Origin of the sequence: Shewanella submarina, from assembly GCF_042646185.1 — a bacterium.
Taxonomy (GTDB): domain Bacteria; phylum Pseudomonadota; class Gammaproteobacteria; order Enterobacterales; family Shewanellaceae; genus Shewanella; species Shewanella corallii.
This window is the reverse complement of the sequence record NZ_JBHRTD010000018.1, coordinates 775,065-790,975: the sequence shown is the minus strand read 5'-3', so window position 1 is coordinate 790,975 and position 15,911 is coordinate 775,065. Positions and strand designations below refer to the sequence as shown.

Genomic DNA, 15,911 nt, shown 5'->3' with positions numbered 1-15,911 from the left:
TATCGTCGTTAATTTCATGTCAAAGCTGTGTAAAATCTACCCGGTTCGCAATTCCACTACCAAAACCAGGGCTTTATAGCTAAACAAAAGCACTGTTTTCAGGCTTTCCAGAGGGTAACAATAAACTAAGGCGAATTTTCAGAAGATAGCTTATATCTCCCTGACAAGAACTCAGGCCAAACGCCAGTAATACCTTGTTACAAAGCTGAACAACCAGGGTGATCCACATCACACAAACCAACAAATCAGTGGTGATATTTACATAGCTTTACCCCGCTTTTACTGCAATTTCATAGAATACGCTGTCCAAGTTTGCGTAATTGCCGTTTTGCGAGATAAGAGCCCATGAAAAAAGCCAGTAGTCCGCTGCTACCCCTATCCCTGTTCACCATGTTTTTCCTGGTGTGCCTGGGCCTGTTCAGTCCCTCCCTTTATGCTAAACCCGGCCATGGCGGGGCGGCCCGGGAAGTTGCCGTGGTAACCGGCCTGGTCGAGCAGGAAACCCTGGCCCAGCATGTCACCGTCATCGGCAAACTGGCCGCTAAAAAGTCGGTAGAGCTGGCACCTCAGGTCGCCGGTAAGGTGAGCCATATTCTGGTGACTGATAATCAAAAGGTCAGCAAGGATCAGGTGTTGTTCGAGCTGGACCACGCCCGTGCTCAGGCTGCCGAAGATGAAGCTCTGGCTTACCTCAAAGATGAACAGCGCAAACTGACCGAATTTGAAAAGCTGAAAGCCTCAGACGCAGTGACCCAGAGTGAAATTGACGCTCAGCGTGCCAAAGTCGCCATGGCCAAAGCCCGTCTGGAAGCGGCTGCAGCAGAGCGGGACTACCACAGCGTCAAGGCCCCCTTTGACGGTCATGTCGGCCTGATTGATTTCTCCGAAGGCAAAATGGTCACCACAGGCAGCGAACTGGTGACATTGGATGATCTGAGCCAACTGCACCTGGATCTGGCCGTGCCGGAACAATACCTGTCCCGCTTAAGCCGCGGCATGACAGTGCAGGCTCGCTCTCAGGCCTGGCAAACCACCCTTTTTAACGGCGAAGTGGTGGCTATAGATCCCCGGGTAAATCCGCAAACTCTGAACCTGACTGTGCGTGTTGCCTTTGACAACCCTGAGCTGAAATTGATGCCAGGCATGATGCTGTCTGCCGATATCAAGCTGCCCGCTGTGACTCAGGCGGCAATCCCGGTACAGGCGCTGGAATATTCCGGCACCAAACGTTTCGTTTATATCCTGGGTGATGACTCCAAAGTGAAGCGCACCGAGGTCAAACTGGGTGCCCGTATCGGTGACAAGGTACTGATCAACGACGGCGTAAAAGTGAATGACGTTATCGTGGTACAGGGTCTGGTGAATATGCGCGACGGCGTAAAAGTGAAAGTGCTGCCACAGCAGACCGCCAACAAAGTTGAAGTCGCAGGAGAACATGGCTGATGCTGCTGTCTGATGTATCGGTAAAACGCCCGGTCGTTGCCATTGTACTGTCGCTGCTGCTGTGCGTATTCGGCATGGTCTCTTTCAGCAAATTGTCTGTCAGGGAGATGCCGGATGTAGAGAGCCCGGTTGTCACGGTAATGACCACCTATAAGGGAGCCGCGGCTTCCATTATGGAAAGCCAGGTCACTCAAGTACTGGAAGACCAGATCACAGGTATCTCAGGTATCGAAGAGGTCACCTCAGTCACCCGTAACGGTATGTCCCGTATTACCGTGGAGTTCGAGCTTGGCTGGGATCTGATTGAAGGTGTGAGTGACGTGCGTGACGCCGTGGCCCGTGCCCAGCGCAGTCTGCCCGACGATGCCGACGACCCTATGGTCTCCCGGGATAACGGCTCGGGTGAGCCCGCTGTGTATCTGAACCTCAAGTCCGCGATTATGGACCGCACCCAGCTGACCGACTATGCCCAGCGGGTGTTGGTGGACAGATTCAGCCTGCTGACCGGCGTCAGCTCAGTGAGTATGACAGGCGCCCTGTATCAGGTGATGTATGTGCAGCTTGAGCCAGAGCTGATGGCGGGTCGTGACGTCACCACAGCTGACATTATTGCCGCGCTGCGCGCCGAGAACGTTGAGGCCCCGGGTGGTCAGGTGCGTAACGACACCACAGTGATGTCAGTACGTACTGACCGTCTGTATCAGCAGCCGGAAGACTTCGACTATCTGGTGGTGCGCCGCACTGCCGATGGCTACCCCATCTATCTGAAAGATGTCGCCCGGGTATTTATTGGTGCCGAAAACGAAAACTCCTCGTTCAAGAGTGACGGTGAAGGCAACCTGAGTATCGGCATCATCACCCAGTCCGACGCCAACCCGCTGCAGGTCGCCAAAGCCGTATCTGCCGAAGTGGACAAGGTGCAAAAGTTCCTGCCGGAAGGCACCACTTTGCAGGTGAACTACGACAAGACAGTATTTATCGAGCGCTCTATCGAAGAGGTGTACTCCACCCTGTATGTCACAGGTATTCTGGTGGTACTGGTGCTGTACGTCTTTATCGGTCAGGCCCGCGCCACCATTATTCCGGCGGTCACAGTACCTGTATCTCTGATCTCAGCCTTTATCGCCGCCTACCTGCTGGGTTACTCCATCAACCTGTTAACCCTGATGGCGCTTATCCTGGCCATTGGCCTGGTGGTGGATGACGCCATCGTGGTGGTGGAGAACATCTTCCACCATATCGAAAAGGGTGAGCCACCACTGCTGGCCGCCTACAAGGGTACCCGTGAAGTGGGCTTTGCCGTAGTGGCAACCACGGCAGTGCTGGTGATGGTGTTCCTGCCTATCTCCTTTATGGATGGCATGGTGGGTCTGCTGTTTACCGAATTCTCAGTGATTCTGGCCATGGCGGTAATCTTCTCCTCCGTGGTGGCATTGACTCTTACACCTGTAATGTCCAGCTACCTGCTGAAAGCCAACGTCAAACCTGGTCCATTTACCAAGTGGGTCGATAGGCAGTTTGCCGGTCTTGAGCGGGTATACCGCAAAGCCGTTGCTGTGGCAGTTCGCTTCCGTTTTGCCGCCCCTCTGGTGATTATCGCCTGTGTGGCAGGCAGTGTGGGCCTGGCCAAACTGGTACCGTCCCAGCTGGCACCACAGGAAGACCGTGGCGTGGTGTTTGCCTTTGTCAAAGGCGCCGAAGGCACCAGCTACAACCGAATGACAGCCAATATGGATATCGTTGAAGAGCGCCTGCTACCACTGCTGGGTCAGGGTGTGCTGCGTTCATTCAATATGCAGGCTCCGGCATTCGGTGGTCGCGCCGGTGACCAGACAGGCTTTGTCATCATGCTGCTGGAAGACTGGGAAGACAGAGATGTTCATGCCACTGATGCGCTGAAGATGATTGCCGGTGCCCTTAAGGACATTCCTGATGTGAAGGTATGGCCCATGATGCCGGGCTTCCGTGGTGGCTCCAGCGAACCGGTACAGTTTGTACTGGGAGGCAGTGACTATCAGGAGCTGAACAAGTGGGCTCAGCAGCTGCAAATCATCGCCGAAGAGTCTGGCATAGTCACAGGGGTGGATCTGGATTACGCCGAGACCACACCTGAGCTGCTGGTCACAGTAGATCGCCAGCGCGCCGCCGAACTGGGCGTCAGCGTCAAGGATATCTCAGACACCCTGGAAGTGATGCTGGGCGGCCGTAAAGAGACCACCTATGTAGAGCGTGGTGAAGAGTACGACGTCTACCTGCGCGGTGACGAAAACAGCTTTGACTCAGTGTCTGATCTGAGCCAAATCTACCTGCGCAGCGACTCAGGCGCATTGGTGACGCTGGACAGTCTGACCAAAATTGAAGAGGTGGCCTCTGCCCAGAAGCTGAGCCACACCAACAAGCAGAAGTCCATTACCCTGAAAGCCAACCTTGGCCCGGGTTATACCCTGGGTGAAGCGCTGGACTTCCTGGATGCTCAGGCAATTGAAAAGCTGCCAGCCGATATCAGCATCGACTATGCCGGTGAGTCCAGAGACTTCAAAGAAAACCAGAGTAATATGGCCATGGTGTTCGGTCTGGCACTGTTGGTCGCCTATCTGGTACTGGCGGCTCAGTTCGAAAGCTTTATCAACCCTCTGGTGGTCATGTTCACTGTGCCTATGGGGATCTTCGGTGGCCTGCTTGGTTTGCTGCTGATGAGCCAGGGTCTGAACCTCTACAGCCAGATCGGCATGATCATGCTGATCGGTATGGTGACCAAAAACGGTATTTTGATTGTGGAGTTCGCCAACCAGCTGCGTGACAAAGGTCTGGAGCTGAACGAAGCCATTATCGATGCTTCCGCCCGCCGTCTGCGCCCTATTCTGATGACAGCTTTCACCACACTTGTGGGTGCGGTACCTCTGATTATCAGTACCGGAGCCGGTGCCGAGAGCCGCATTGCCGTAGGTACAGTTGTGTTCTTCGGTATGGGCTTTGCCACCCTGGTGACCCTGTTTGTGATCCCGGCTATGTACCGTTTGATCTCAGGTAATACCAAGTCTCCGGGCTTTGTGGCTCAGAAGCTGGAAGCCATGGAAGCCAAAGCGGCACAACTGGCCAGTGAGCCTCCTGCCACAGGTCAGCCTCAGGCCGGGCAGTAATCGCCATTAAACATACTTCACAAAGGGCAGCTCAGGCTGCCCTTTGCTTTAGCGGTTTCATACACTAATCCCAATCCCCCCTTCAGAGAAAACACAGGTGCTGGAATCGCCAACCCGGTTTGAGTGGATCCGCGGCAGTGGCTATGCCATCGCCATGGGTCTGCCCTTGCTGCTCAGCTATATTATCGATGCCCCGCAAACCCTGGCCTTTGTGGCGCTGGGAGCCATGTTTGCTCTGCGGCTGGATCCCCGCCACGGTACCAGCCAGCAGGTGTTTGCCATCGTTGGCGGCATGTGTCTGATGATAGCTTCAGGCGCACTGGGTGTGCTGCTTGTGGGCCACAGAGAGCTGGCCATTGCCGCGCTGGTGCTTATCGCGTTTCTGGCCGGGCAGCCCAGGCCGGAACAGGCGTATTTGAGCTTACTGGGTAAGTTCACCGCCGCAGCCATGTTACTGGCCGAGATGGGACTGCCCGCCACACTCAATACCGCCCTCGCCTATCTGGTTGGTGCATTACTGGCGCTGCTTATCAGCTTTATTGTCGCCGCACTGGCAAAGGATGACCCGCAGGGCTGGTCGCCTGCCACTGAGCTTAAACAACTGATGGCCGGTGATATCAACGGCCCCCTGTTTGGCCTGACGCTGCCACTCACCATTCTGGCTGCCACCTTGAGTGGCCTTGCCCTGCATGCCCAGCACGCCGCCTGGGTAGGCCTGACCGTACTGTTTGTCATGCACGTCAATGATGCCAATACCTGGCAAAGACTGCGGCAACGCATTATCGGCACACTGCTGGGAGTGCTTATCGCTTATATGCTGGTGATGTGGCTGCCCAGAGACTTTTACCCGCCCATTATCCTGGTGCTGGCACTGTTTATCCCGGCGGTGATGCGCCAGAGTTACCAATGGTTCAGTCTGTTGATTTCAGTCCTGGTGCTGTTGGTGATTGATATTGCCATGGTACATCAGGGCGGCGACTTGCAGCTTATTCGCTGGCGCTTCTTCGATACCCTGATTGGCTGCCTGTGGGTAGCTACCGCTCTGGTCATTCTGAGGTTTGCCAAGCACTGGTGGCCGGAAAAAGCCAAGAGTAAGAACAAGAGCAACAACAGCATTTAGCCAGGGAGACGACGGCCAAAGAGCATTTAGCCACGAAGCGCTGCGCTTCACGAAGGACACGAAGGAAAAGCGATACAGGAGCGAAATGCCAAATCAGCAACCGCTCTTTATCGTTTAGGTGCCTTTGCCCTTCTTCGTGCTCTTAGTGTCCTTCGTGGTGAGCCGCTTTTAATGTCAGCTGCCCAGGCCAATTTCACGCCTGCGCATATATTGATAAAGCTGCTGGCTCTCCAGACTGTCTGATCCAGCAAGCGCCTGCGCCACCCCGGCTTGATCGGCCGCTGAGCGGTGTTGCCCCAGCTTCTCCTTACCCTGCAGGGTTTCTATAGTGATTTTAAAGCCGACTATGCCTTTGCTGAGTTTGTCCTTGTACTCAGCAGGTATCTCAAGTTCGGGTTCATATTTACTGACCGTCTTACCCAGCATCTGCATAGTGGTGGCATCATCAGTCAGTTCAAGCACGCCAACGGCATGCACGGCGGCATAGTTCCAGGTGGGCACAGCAGGAGATGACTGATACCAGGTTGGAGAGATGTAAGAGTGCGGGCCAGAGAATATCACCAGTACCCTGCCCACTGCGGTTTTCCAGTGACGGTTTGCCCTGGCAAAGTGACCGTAAAGCACACCCTGTTCGCCCTCGTCGGCACGCAGCAGCAGTGGCAGATGGGAAGCTTCAAAGTCAGGAGAGATTAACGCCCCAAAACCATGCGTCCGAATAAAGTCATGTATCTCATCTGTGGCATTCATTTGCCATTTTTCCGGTACATGCATCTGGGCTTTGTCCCTGTGTTAACACCTTCAGAAGGCCCAAGCTAGCAAAAAGCGGTACCAAATGAACAGCGCATTATTTTCACAGGCAGACCATATTCCCCTCTGATGCTGTCCCCATAAAAAACAAAGCCGCAATCAGTAACCTGACTGCGGCTTACAAAGACGATTTAGCCACGAAGCGCTGACTAACTGTTGCTTTAAGCTTTTACCAACTCACACAGGTTGATGATTCACCAGTGTCTTGTTGAGCAGGTTGTCGTGTACCGGGCAGCGGTGGCATACACGGTCGAGGAAAGCCAGTTTCTCTTCAACACTCATATCGGCGTCGATATCCGCATCAATATCTATCTGTTTAAAGCCGACAGGGTCGTCGCTGGGCTGGCCCAACAGACCCGCGCTGTTGAGGGAACCGCGCACCTTGATTTCAATGCCGCGCAGGGCGATTTTCTCTTCACGGGCCACCATCTTGGCAATGGTAGAGATACACCCGGCCAGCGAGAACAGAAAGGTCTCCAGCGGGTTCGCGCCCTCATTGGTACCGGTTGGCTGATCAATCACCAACAGGTGGTCCCTTACCTGTGCCGTCACCTTCCATCCGGCGCCCATTTGTGTGGTTACTTCAACTACCTTTTCAGCCATATTCCACCTCTGCTTTACTGCTGACTATCCTGTTCCACAGAACTGATTAGCAGTGCTGAATCCCGGGTTTTGTTCGCCCAATCAACACACTGCAAACCAACCATTAGAAAAATCTAATAAGACTTTACTCCCTGCTGACAAAGCATGCAAGTTGAAATAAGCAATTGATTATGCGAATGTGCGCCAACACAAACTTAAGTGCGCAAGCTGATGGACAAGCTGAATTTCAGCCGGGAATTTCACTACCCGGTACAGATATTTTACGAAGACACTGACTTCTCAGGTGTGGTGTATCACGCCAACTTTCTGCGTTACTTTGAGCGCGCCCGGGAAGAGATGATTGGGGCCAAATTGCTTAAGCAACTATGGCAGGAGCAGGGCTGCGGTTTTGCCGTTTATCGCTGCGATATGACCTGTCATCAGGGTGTGGAATTTGCCGATATTCTGGATGTCCGCAGTCAGGTGGCGTTCGAAAGTCAGTTCCGTACCGTGTGGAAACAATCTATCTGGCGCGAAGGTGCCAGCCGACCAGCAGTCACCGCCACCATCGAGATGGTTTCTCTGGGGCCTGACAAGCAGCTGATAGCCATTCCAGAGCAGGTTCTGAGCCGATTGCAGCAAGAGGTCTGACTCAGCTCACATAAACGCCGCCATCCCTGCGCTGAATAAGTTTTCATAGGGCAAAATAGCCAGATCGCATCCCCGCCGCGCCAACGTCCGGCATCTGAGGAGTTCATCATGGGATACATGTATCTGGCCATCGCCATCATAGGTGAGGTTATCGCTACCTCGGCGCTCAAAGCCTCTGAAGGTTTCACCAAACTCTGGCCCAGTCTGCTGGTCATTGCAGGATATGGCGTCGCCTTTTACTCGCTGTCGCTGGTGCTCAAAACACTGCCCGTCGGCAGCGCTTACGCCATTTGGTGTGGTCTGGGAATTGTGATGATTTCAGTGGTCGCCGCCGTCCTCTATAAACAGATCCCGGACTGGCCAGCAGTCATAGGCATGGGACTGATTATTGCGGGAGTTATGGTGATCAGCCTGTTTTCCAAAACCGGCGGGCACTGATTCAGGACGTGAGCAGAAATCTGTTGGTGTTATCTGCAGGCACCTGAATGCTGCTGTTTCTGGCGATGGAACAGCACCAAATCTTCCGCTGTCATAGGCAAACCTATCAGCTCACCCTGCAGCTTATCGGCCCCCATGGTCGTCAGCATTTCACAAATGCCATGGGTTTCCACCCCCTCCACTGTTACCTCAAATCCCAACTTTCTCGCCAGCAGGATACTGGTTTCCATAATGTGTTGAGCGTGGGGATCGGTCAGCAGATCATCGAGAAACGCCTTATCGATTTTCACCTCATCCACAGGCAGGTGTTTAAGATAAGCCAACGATGAGTGACCTGTACCAAAGTCATCTATGGCCAGCTTAACGCCCAGCTCTCGTAGCCGGTTCAGGGTTGCCAGCGCCTTGTCGACATTGGCCATCAGGGTACTTTCGGTAATCTCTACCATCAGCGCATCCGCTGGCAGGTCATACTGTTTCAGCCGGGTCTCTATCTCCTGGGAAAGGCTGTTACTGGACAGATCCTGAGTCGACAGATTCACCGCCACCTGCAACTCCAGCCCCTGTGCACGCCACTGCTGTTGCTGCTCCAATACCGTCATCAAGGCCCAGCGGCTGACCAGCTCTATCATGCCTGCATACTCGGCCAGGGGAATAAACTCACCGGGCGACACCATGCCCAACCTGGGGTGCTGCCAGCGAATAAGGGCTTCAACCTGACGGAAGCCGGACTCATTTACCCCCTGCTTGGGCTGATACATCATAAACAACTGCCCTTGCATCAGGCCTCTGGGCAGATCGTGGATCAGAGTCAGCTCCCGCACCTGATGCCTGTCGTCGCCTTCACCGTAAAAACCGATAAGGTCTTTCGACTCCCGGCTCTGCTTTAAAGACAGATCCAGCCTGCGCAGCAACAAACTGACATCATCGGGAATATGTTCGTGGGTCAGACAACCAAACTGCAGCTTAATGCTGATGGGCGTGCCGTTGATATCGAAGGGAACCTGCAGCCGTCCCCTCAGCTGGTTCAGCTTTTCCCTGTCTATCTCCTCATCGTAATAGAGCAGGAACTCATCCCCCTTTACCCGCGCCAGCAACTCAGGTTGCCGATGCAGGGTCTGCAAACGCTCGGTCAGCATAATCAGCAGCTTGTCGCCAAAGTTAAAACCGAACAGATCATTGACGTAGCGAAAGCGATGGATATCCAGAATCACAAAAGTGCCTGAGGTGATGGGCAACATTCTGCCCACCGCACTTTTGAAGCCAAGCCGGTTCAGTAAACCCGTGAGTTTATCTGTACCCAGATCCGCAGGCAGTGCATCCAGCAACTCTTCGAGGTTGTCACAAAGGGGTTTAAAACTGACGGGAATACCGTGGATATTAAGCGGTTCAGCAGGAAGCTTTCTACGGCGAATGCTGGCAACCAGCCGCCGCAGAAATTTTTGCTGGCGATACTGGATAACCAGCAGCACCAACACCATCAGAGCCAGCAGCAGAATTGCCAGCCCGGGCGCAGATGACCAATCCATCACAGGTAAACCCTGCCCTTGGAATTATTCATAACTGTGCTTGATTGAATGGTAGAGATCCTGAAAGGTATCACTTTCCAGCTCCTCCGGGGAGACCGGAAGGCCGCGTTCTACGAAAACGTTCATACGTTCTGCAAACGCATCCCCGGCCCTCAACTCGCCTGTATAAAAAGCGGCGGCACGAATAAAGTCAATATAGCCTACTCTTTTTGGCAAGTAATGCAGATCCGCCCAGCGATCGACCACTTCCATCACAGACGCAGAAAAGTCCCAACTCTTAAGCACGGCACCGCCAAGAGGGCCCTGCAGTTTACGCACTATGGCTCTGAGTTGGTCAACATCGATGAACAGTTCCGGGTGTGACTCCGCCTCGGTCAGCACAGGCAAGGCGCCAATATTATGCACCAGGCCAGCCAGACCAAGGGTTTCCATATCCAGCTCACCCTTACCATGGCGCATCTGGTATAACTGCAGCATGGCACCGGCGGCAGCCGTCACTTCAATAGAGGTCAACCACACCTCATCCATCACTTCCCATACCATCTCATTGGTAGAGACAAACAACTGCTCCATCGCGATAGAGGTGGCGATTTTACGGATTTGGTCCAGACCGATACGGTTAACGGCAACATTGATATTGTCCGCCCTCTTGGCTCCCCGGGAGTACATCACCGAGTTGGCCACCTTGATAAGACGGGCCGACATGGAGGCATCATGGCCTATGATTTCAGCAACCTGCTTAAGACTGGCGTCAGGGCGACCTGCGATCTCCTGAACCTGCATCGCTGCTTCCGGCAGCGTGGGTAACACCAGCGTGTCGTTTTTAAGTTTTCTGAGCAGTCCCACCAAAATCTGCTGTTCAACTGACATAGCTATTCCCTTTCTATCCTATTTTTCCAGCAAATAAGGTGATAAATACTGCATCCGCACATCGCCGCTGCAGTAGCTATCACACTCTATACCCTTATTATCACACGCTTTTTATCAAATCAGCACACAAGAATTAACAAAGCGTCAAAACGCAGAATTTAATAAAACAACAAATGCAGCTGGCTGTACCGCCAGCATAAAAAATTCACCTCCTATTTAGCTTAGTAGCCTTAGTCGAAAGCGACTGATTAAAATACCCCTGTCGAGCGCTCAGGAATTGATGTAGCGAGCCGGATTGAGTAAAATGCCGCCCCCGCGCTTGCTCACTTGAACCGAGCCAGCTGCCGAATTTGCCTCGGGCAACACAGGCACTGACCATGGGCGCCAACCCGAAAAGAGAATGAATATGTTTAAACCTGAGCTTTTGTCCCCTGCCGGGACCCTGAAAAACATGCGTTACGCCTTTGCCTATGGCGCCGATGCGGTATATGCCGGTCAGCCAAGATACAGCCTGCGCGTACGTAACAACGACTTCAAAATGGAGAACCTGGCTCAGGGCATCCAGGAAGCTCATTCTCTGGGCAAAAAGCTGTATGTGGTGAGCAACATCGCCCCCCACAACGCCAAGCTGAAGACTTATATCAAGGACATGGAACCAGTAGTTGCCATGAACCCTGACGCCCTGATCATGTCTGATCCGGGTCTGATTATGATGGTGCGTGAAGCTTTCCCTGATCAGGTGGTTCACCTGTCTGTACAAGCCAACGCCATCAACTGGGCATCGGTAAAATTCTGGGAAAGCCAGGGCATCAAACGTGTGATCCTGTCCCGCGAACTGTCACTGGACGAGATTGAAGAGATCCGTCAGCGCTGCCCGGATATTGAACTGGAAGTATTCGTACACGGCGCACTGTGTATGGCGTACTCAGGCCGCTGCCTGCTGTCCGGCTATATCAACAAACGTGACCCTAACCAGGGTACCTGCACCAACGCCTGTCGCTGGAAGTACGACGCTCACGAAGCTACCGAAAACGAAACCGGTGACGTAGTGGCAATTCAACCAGCCACCACTCTGGGTGCCGGTGAGCCAACTGACAAAATCTTCCTGCTGCAGGAAAACAACCGCCCGGGCGAATATATGCCGGCGTTTGAAGATGAGCACGGCACCTACATCATGAACTCTAAAGATCTGCGCGCCATCCAGCACGTAGAGCGTCTGGCCAAGATGGGTATCGACTCACTGAAGATTGAAGGCCGTACCAAGTCCTTCTACTACGTGGCCCGTACCGCTCAGCTGTACCGTCAGGCAATTGAAGATGCCGTTGCCGGTAAAGACTTCGACCGTGGCCTGATGAACCGTCTGGAAGGTCTGGCTCACCGTGGTTACACCGAAGGTTTCCTGCGTCGTCACGTACATGATGAGTACCAGAACTATGAGTACGGTCACTCCATCAGTGACAACCAGCAGTTCGTGGGTGAGTTCACAGGTAACCGTAACGCCGCCGGTCTGGCCGAGATTGAAGTGAAGAACAAGTTCCTGGTTGGCGACAGCCTGGAAATGATGACCCCACAGGGCAACATCAATCTGACTTTAGAGTCGCTGGAGAACCGAAAAGGTGAAGCAGTGGAAGCCGGTCTGGGCAGTGGTCACACTGTGTATATGCCAGTCCCAGCGGACCTGGATTTGAATGCGGGTATTTTGCTGCGTAACCTGCCTGAGGGTATGGATACTCGCAATCCTCATGCGGCGAAGTGATTTGGTTGCGCTTTGAGTAAGCGGTTGAAGCTAAGAAGGCTGCCTGAGGGCAGCCTTTTTTGTCTCCTTCGGAGACGGAGGGGGAAGGAGCTGCGCTCCTTTAAGCCTTCGGCTTTGGGAGGTGGGCGACCTGCGGTCACCTCCGCTTGTCAGCGGGATAGCGTTTGGAGCTTCGCTCCGTAGGTTTGAGGTGCCTTGCGGCATGCCAAGCTGCGCTTGGCGAGGTCGTGGGTTCCACCCACACGGGGCAAGAGGGGATCAACAGCAATTCCCTCTTGCATCTCCCTTGCCGCCCCAACCGAAGTTGTAATCCATCGTGATTAGCATGCAATTAACACGACCAGTGTCGATTTGCCATCCATGGCTCAACGACACTTACGCTGTCATCCATGACAGCGCCCGCTATTGCATCCTAAGTCCCTCCGGCAACTTCGGACGGGGACTGGTGTATTCTTTAGCCTAAAGACTATCACTCCACTTAATCGTCATATCAGCTAAGAAGGCCTGGAACCTTAGAGGCTATTTTTACAGCTACATCCCCAAGTTCCTCTATCCGTGCTTTTAATTCCGCTTGCTCAATATTAGCTCTAGATGCCTCTTTAACTACTGTGATTAAGTTATCGTAGGCCGCGACATCCGCTCCCCCCGGAACTATTGAATCTATCTCTGCTTTTGATAACGCCATAAGGGACTCTATTTTGTCTCTATACAATCCCTCAAACGACTGCCTATTCTCCGCAATCTTGGATTGTAGTAGTATTTTAAAATCTTCCGTATTCATTTCAGGTCCCTCATTTAAAGTCTGTTATATACTTCTTCGAATTTTTTTACGGCTTTGTCTAAATCATTTTCCTTTGAAACTGCATTTTTAGTTAACTCAGATATTTCTAAAGATAGCGAAGTTAAGTTTTCACCAACATTCACCCTTAAGTCACTTAAGCCAACGTCAGACAACAACTCGTTTTGTGCGTCATGCACCTTGACTACAGAGGCTAAATGGCCCGTAACAATTGAGTTAGCGTAATGTATTCTCTCGTACGATTCTCCAACATCACTTAATACTCTAGCTCTCTGCTCTTCAATTGAGACGATTTTTTCCCGACGGTATTTCTCAACCTCCTCAGAAATTAAGAGGTGAAATAACTTCAACTTTTCAAACGCCTCAACCCTCTCCTCTTTGGAAGAGTCACTTTTACCTGCCATTTCGATAGAGTTCATGAGCTCCAGTTTTATCAAATCATGAGATAATGTTTGCTGAATCTGATATGGGAGATACACTTCATCAATAAACTTATTCGTATTATCTATTAGTCCTTGGTAATAAATGTTTATAAGACTTACATGAGCCTTCTTCATTTCAACCATATCACGCCCCACTGTAGCTGATAACTCTACAGCTTCTTTTGGTATCTGAGCACAACCGAGCAACATAAAAGTTGAAATTATAAAGCTTAGACCAATCCTTTTCATTGTATATACCTGCCAGTATTTTTCAGTTGTAGTTCCATTTCTCAACTGCATCAAGGTAGTCACTCATATCGTGGTCTTCTATTACATCTATTCCATCTTCTTTTAATGCTTCTACAGCACCGTCGACATGATCAACAAACCTGAACCAAAAACCTGGCTCCGCATGTATTTCTTTTTCTTCAGTAATATACAAGTAACTACCAACATGACTATAACCCATTAATCTTGCTGGGACTCTCGTGACTAGGTCATTGTTATTGTGAAATCTATGAAATCTAGATTGGCACTCCATATTAAAAACTCTGGACGTTTCTCTGCTCATAACTCTGGGCTGACCAAAGGTATATACACTTGTGAATGGTATATCTTCATGAATAAACTTAGCAGCAGCAATTGTCGCCATCGCACCACCAAGACTATGACCAGTTATAAATAATGGTCTTTTTGAATCACGCATTAATACATCGTAATCATCTTTCAAACTATTCCATATATCATCTAGGGCGTTCCAGAAGCCTCGATGAAAATCACCAAATAAAACTTTTGTTGAGAACGCATTTATATTATCAAGCCAATCTCTTGGCTCATCGGTACCCCGAAATGCCATACATATATATTCTTCGTGCTCAACTAAAAGACCTTGAGAGCTTTTGTTATTATATCCCTTAACTCTTATGAACTTACTGTCCTCGCCCTTTAAAACAGCTAATATCTCAGTTTCGCAGGGCGTATTATCCTCATCTGACTTATTTATATATGCCAGTTTTGAAAGCCTTGCCATCCAATAAGCATTGCCACTGTCTATACTAGTCTTATAGGGTGATACTTTCTTAGTCATAACATCTCTCCTTGATTAATTACCCGGTCAAATTATCACCAGACGCTAACAAAGTCTGTAGCACATATCTCACATCACATTGTTTTAGTTGAATATTTTCCAATGAATAGATAGTTCAAGACGTTAATCCAATAGGTACGACTTGACTGGTAAGTTGAACTACCGTTGATACTTAAAACAGAGTTTCCCATATTATTTGTGTGGGTTTTAAAAGGGTTATTGAAGGGCTGATTTTGAGGTTGAGTTGGTTGCATGCGTTCACGCTACCGATAGCTTGTAGCACGTATGACTGACGATGGTTGGAGCCGTTCAGGAAAGAAGTGCGGGGTTTAGGCTAAGTGAGTGTGCGTCAGCCGCCTTTGAGTATGTCCAGGATGTTGCTGACGAAGTCGTCATCGACGAAGGGGCCTTTCCTGCGGTGGCGTTGGTTGTGTTCCCGGGTGACTTCCCTTGAGCGCTCGTGAATGTAGTTCAGCTCTGCTTCTTCCCGCTTCCACCTTTGCCGTTGTTGCTTCAACGTTTGTAGTTGCGCGTCAGTCAGGTGCTGCTCTTCCGTAATCTCGGCACCACAATACATGCAGATCTTATGCTCTGTGAGCTGCAGTTCACGCTGGCATTGGCGACATACTCTATCCATAGATTGTCTCTTCACTTGGCTACTAACTTGGCTCTTACTTCGAGCCTTTCATCAAAGGTAGCGGAACCGGCTGAAAATAGACAGGCTAGCTGTTGATCAGAACAACGGTGAAAGACACTGCGACAGAGAAAGCACCAACAACCAACGCCAAACAAGACATGATTAGATATCTCTTACACCTGTTCAAATCCTTGTCCAAACTAGCTTCTTCACTATCAATAGACTCAAGAAGATCATTTTCGGACTCCTTCAACCTCAACAGTCTGACAAAGTGTGTTAGGCAGTCTGATGAGTAATACCTATGCGCAAGAGCGGACAGCGCCGATATTGCAAAAGCCAATGCTCCGAGAACAAGAAATACTGGCCCAAGAAATCCATCAGTAAAAAGGTGCATCCCACCATCTTTTACTTTCAGGGCAACATTAGACACCAGGAATCCGTACCCCGCTATTCCCAAAAGCGCCAAACGCAGGAGCTCTGTAGAAAATGACTGATACTTTTCCAGAACAATAATATCGATACGGTAGCTATCTTCATTGATCGCATTCCCACCGAGGTATTTCTTCGTAAACGTACGCATATCCTTTAGCTTTTCCCTTTGCTTAAAAGTCTCCAATCCGCCCAAGACCTAAC

General features: G+C 51.2%; 15 protein-coding genes. 6 read left to right on the top strand and 9 right to left on the bottom strand.

The features are described from left to right. Positions 1-345: 345 nt before the first annotated feature. The 3 genes from ACFOE0_RS20535 to ACFOE0_RS20525 all read left to right on the top strand — a co-directional run bounded on the left by ACFOE0_RS20535 (position 346) and on the right by ACFOE0_RS20525 (position 5,703). Positions 346-1,443, top strand: coding sequence for an efflux RND transporter periplasmic adaptor subunit (locus tag ACFOE0_RS20535; protein WP_248934433.1), 1,098 nt, complete (start codon positions 346-348; stop codon positions 1,441-1,443). Beyond that, complete coding sequence (locus tag ACFOE0_RS20530) at positions 1,443-4,583, top strand: multidrug efflux RND transporter permease subunit (protein WP_248934432.1); 3,141 nt, start codon at positions 1,443-1,445, stop codon at positions 4,581-4,583. The genes ACFOE0_RS20535 and ACFOE0_RS20530 overlap by 1 nt, the downstream gene beginning before the upstream one ends. Before the next feature lie 97 nt (positions 4,584-4,680). Beyond that, a complete protein-coding gene (locus ACFOE0_RS20525; RefSeq protein WP_248934431.1) occupies positions 4,681-5,703 on the top strand; it encodes an FUSC family protein in 1,023 nt (340 codons plus the stop codon). 174 nt (positions 5,704-5,877) lie between these two features. Here ACFOE0_RS20525 and ACFOE0_RS20520 read toward each other — a convergent pair whose 3' ends face one another. Together ACFOE0_RS20520 and ACFOE0_RS20515 are read right to left on the bottom strand one after the other, a co-directional pair. After that, the gene (locus ACFOE0_RS20520) at positions 5,878-6,474 is read right to left on the bottom strand and encodes an FMN-binding negative transcriptional regulator (protein ID WP_248934430.1); all 597 of its coding nucleotides are present in this window, start codon (positions 6,472-6,474) and stop codon (positions 5,878-5,880) included. A 213-nt stretch (positions 6,475-6,687) separates the two neighbouring features. Continuing rightward, positions 6,688-7,113, bottom strand: a complete 426-nt coding sequence (locus tag ACFOE0_RS20515) for an OsmC family protein (protein WP_115135358.1) — start codon at positions 7,111-7,113, stop codon at positions 6,688-6,690. 210 nt (positions 7,114-7,323) lie between these two features. Here ACFOE0_RS20515 and ACFOE0_RS20510 point away from each other — a divergent pair, with 210 nt between their 5' ends. Continuing rightward, on the top strand, positions 7,324-7,743 hold the full coding sequence (locus ACFOE0_RS20510) for a thioesterase family protein (RefSeq protein ID WP_248934429.1): 420 nt from the start codon (positions 7,324-7,326) through the stop codon (positions 7,741-7,743). Between the two features lie 105 nt (positions 7,744-7,848). Then, positions 7,849-8,181, top strand: coding sequence for a DMT family transporter (locus ACFOE0_RS20505; RefSeq protein ID WP_162807077.1), 333 nt, complete (start codon positions 7,849-7,851; stop codon positions 8,179-8,181). A 29-nt stretch (positions 8,182-8,210) separates the two neighbouring features. Here ACFOE0_RS20505 and ACFOE0_RS20500 read toward each other — a convergent pair whose 3' ends face one another. Beyond that, a complete protein-coding gene (locus tag ACFOE0_RS20500; protein WP_248934428.1) occupies positions 8,211-9,707 on the bottom strand; it encodes a putative bifunctional diguanylate cyclase/phosphodiesterase in 1,497 nt (498 codons plus the stop codon). A 24-nt stretch (positions 9,708-9,731) separates the two neighbouring features. Beyond that, positions 9,732-10,577, bottom strand: coding sequence for an HDOD domain-containing protein (locus tag ACFOE0_RS20495; RefSeq protein ID WP_248934427.1), 846 nt, complete (start codon positions 10,575-10,577; stop codon positions 9,732-9,734). Between the two features lie 406 nt (positions 10,578-10,983). On the opposite strand from ACFOE0_RS20495, the gene trhP reads away from it, so the two are divergent. Then, positions 10,984-12,333, top strand: coding sequence for a prephenate-dependent tRNA uridine(34) hydroxylase TrhP (trhP, locus tag ACFOE0_RS20490; RefSeq protein ID WP_248934426.1), 1,350 nt, complete (start codon positions 10,984-10,986; stop codon positions 12,331-12,333). Between the two features lie 490 nt (positions 12,334-12,823). On the opposite strand, the gene ACFOE0_RS20485 is transcribed toward trhP, so the two are convergent. The 5 genes from ACFOE0_RS20485 to ACFOE0_RS20465 form a co-directional block, all read right to left on the bottom strand. After that, on the bottom strand, positions 12,824-13,114 hold the full coding sequence (locus ACFOE0_RS20485; RefSeq protein ID WP_248934425.1) for a hypothetical protein: 291 nt from the start codon (positions 13,112-13,114) through the stop codon (positions 12,824-12,826). Between the two features lie 14 nt (positions 13,115-13,128). Next, entirely contained in the window at positions 13,129-13,854 is a 726-nt protein-coding gene (locus tag ACFOE0_RS20480; RefSeq protein ID WP_248934424.1) for a hypothetical protein, read from the bottom strand. Continuing rightward, on the bottom strand, positions 13,826-14,641 hold the full coding sequence (locus tag ACFOE0_RS20475) for a lipase family protein (protein WP_248934423.1): 816 nt from the start codon (positions 14,639-14,641) through the stop codon (positions 13,826-13,828). Before ACFOE0_RS20475 ends, ACFOE0_RS20480 begins: the two co-directional genes overlap by 29 nt. Before the next feature lie 349 nt (positions 14,642-14,990). Continuing rightward, positions 14,991-15,278 carry a hypothetical protein gene (locus tag ACFOE0_RS20470; protein WP_248934422.1) on the bottom strand — a complete coding sequence of 96 codons (288 nt, stop codon included), beginning with the start codon at positions 15,276-15,278 and terminating at the stop codon, positions 14,991-14,993. A gap of 85 nt (positions 15,279-15,363) precedes the next feature. Continuing rightward, positions 15,364-15,858 (bottom strand): hypothetical protein, encoded by a 495-nt coding sequence (locus tag ACFOE0_RS20465; protein WP_248934421.1) that lies wholly within the window; start codon positions 15,856-15,858, stop codon positions 15,364-15,366. Positions 15,859-15,911 lie beyond the last annotated feature (53 nt).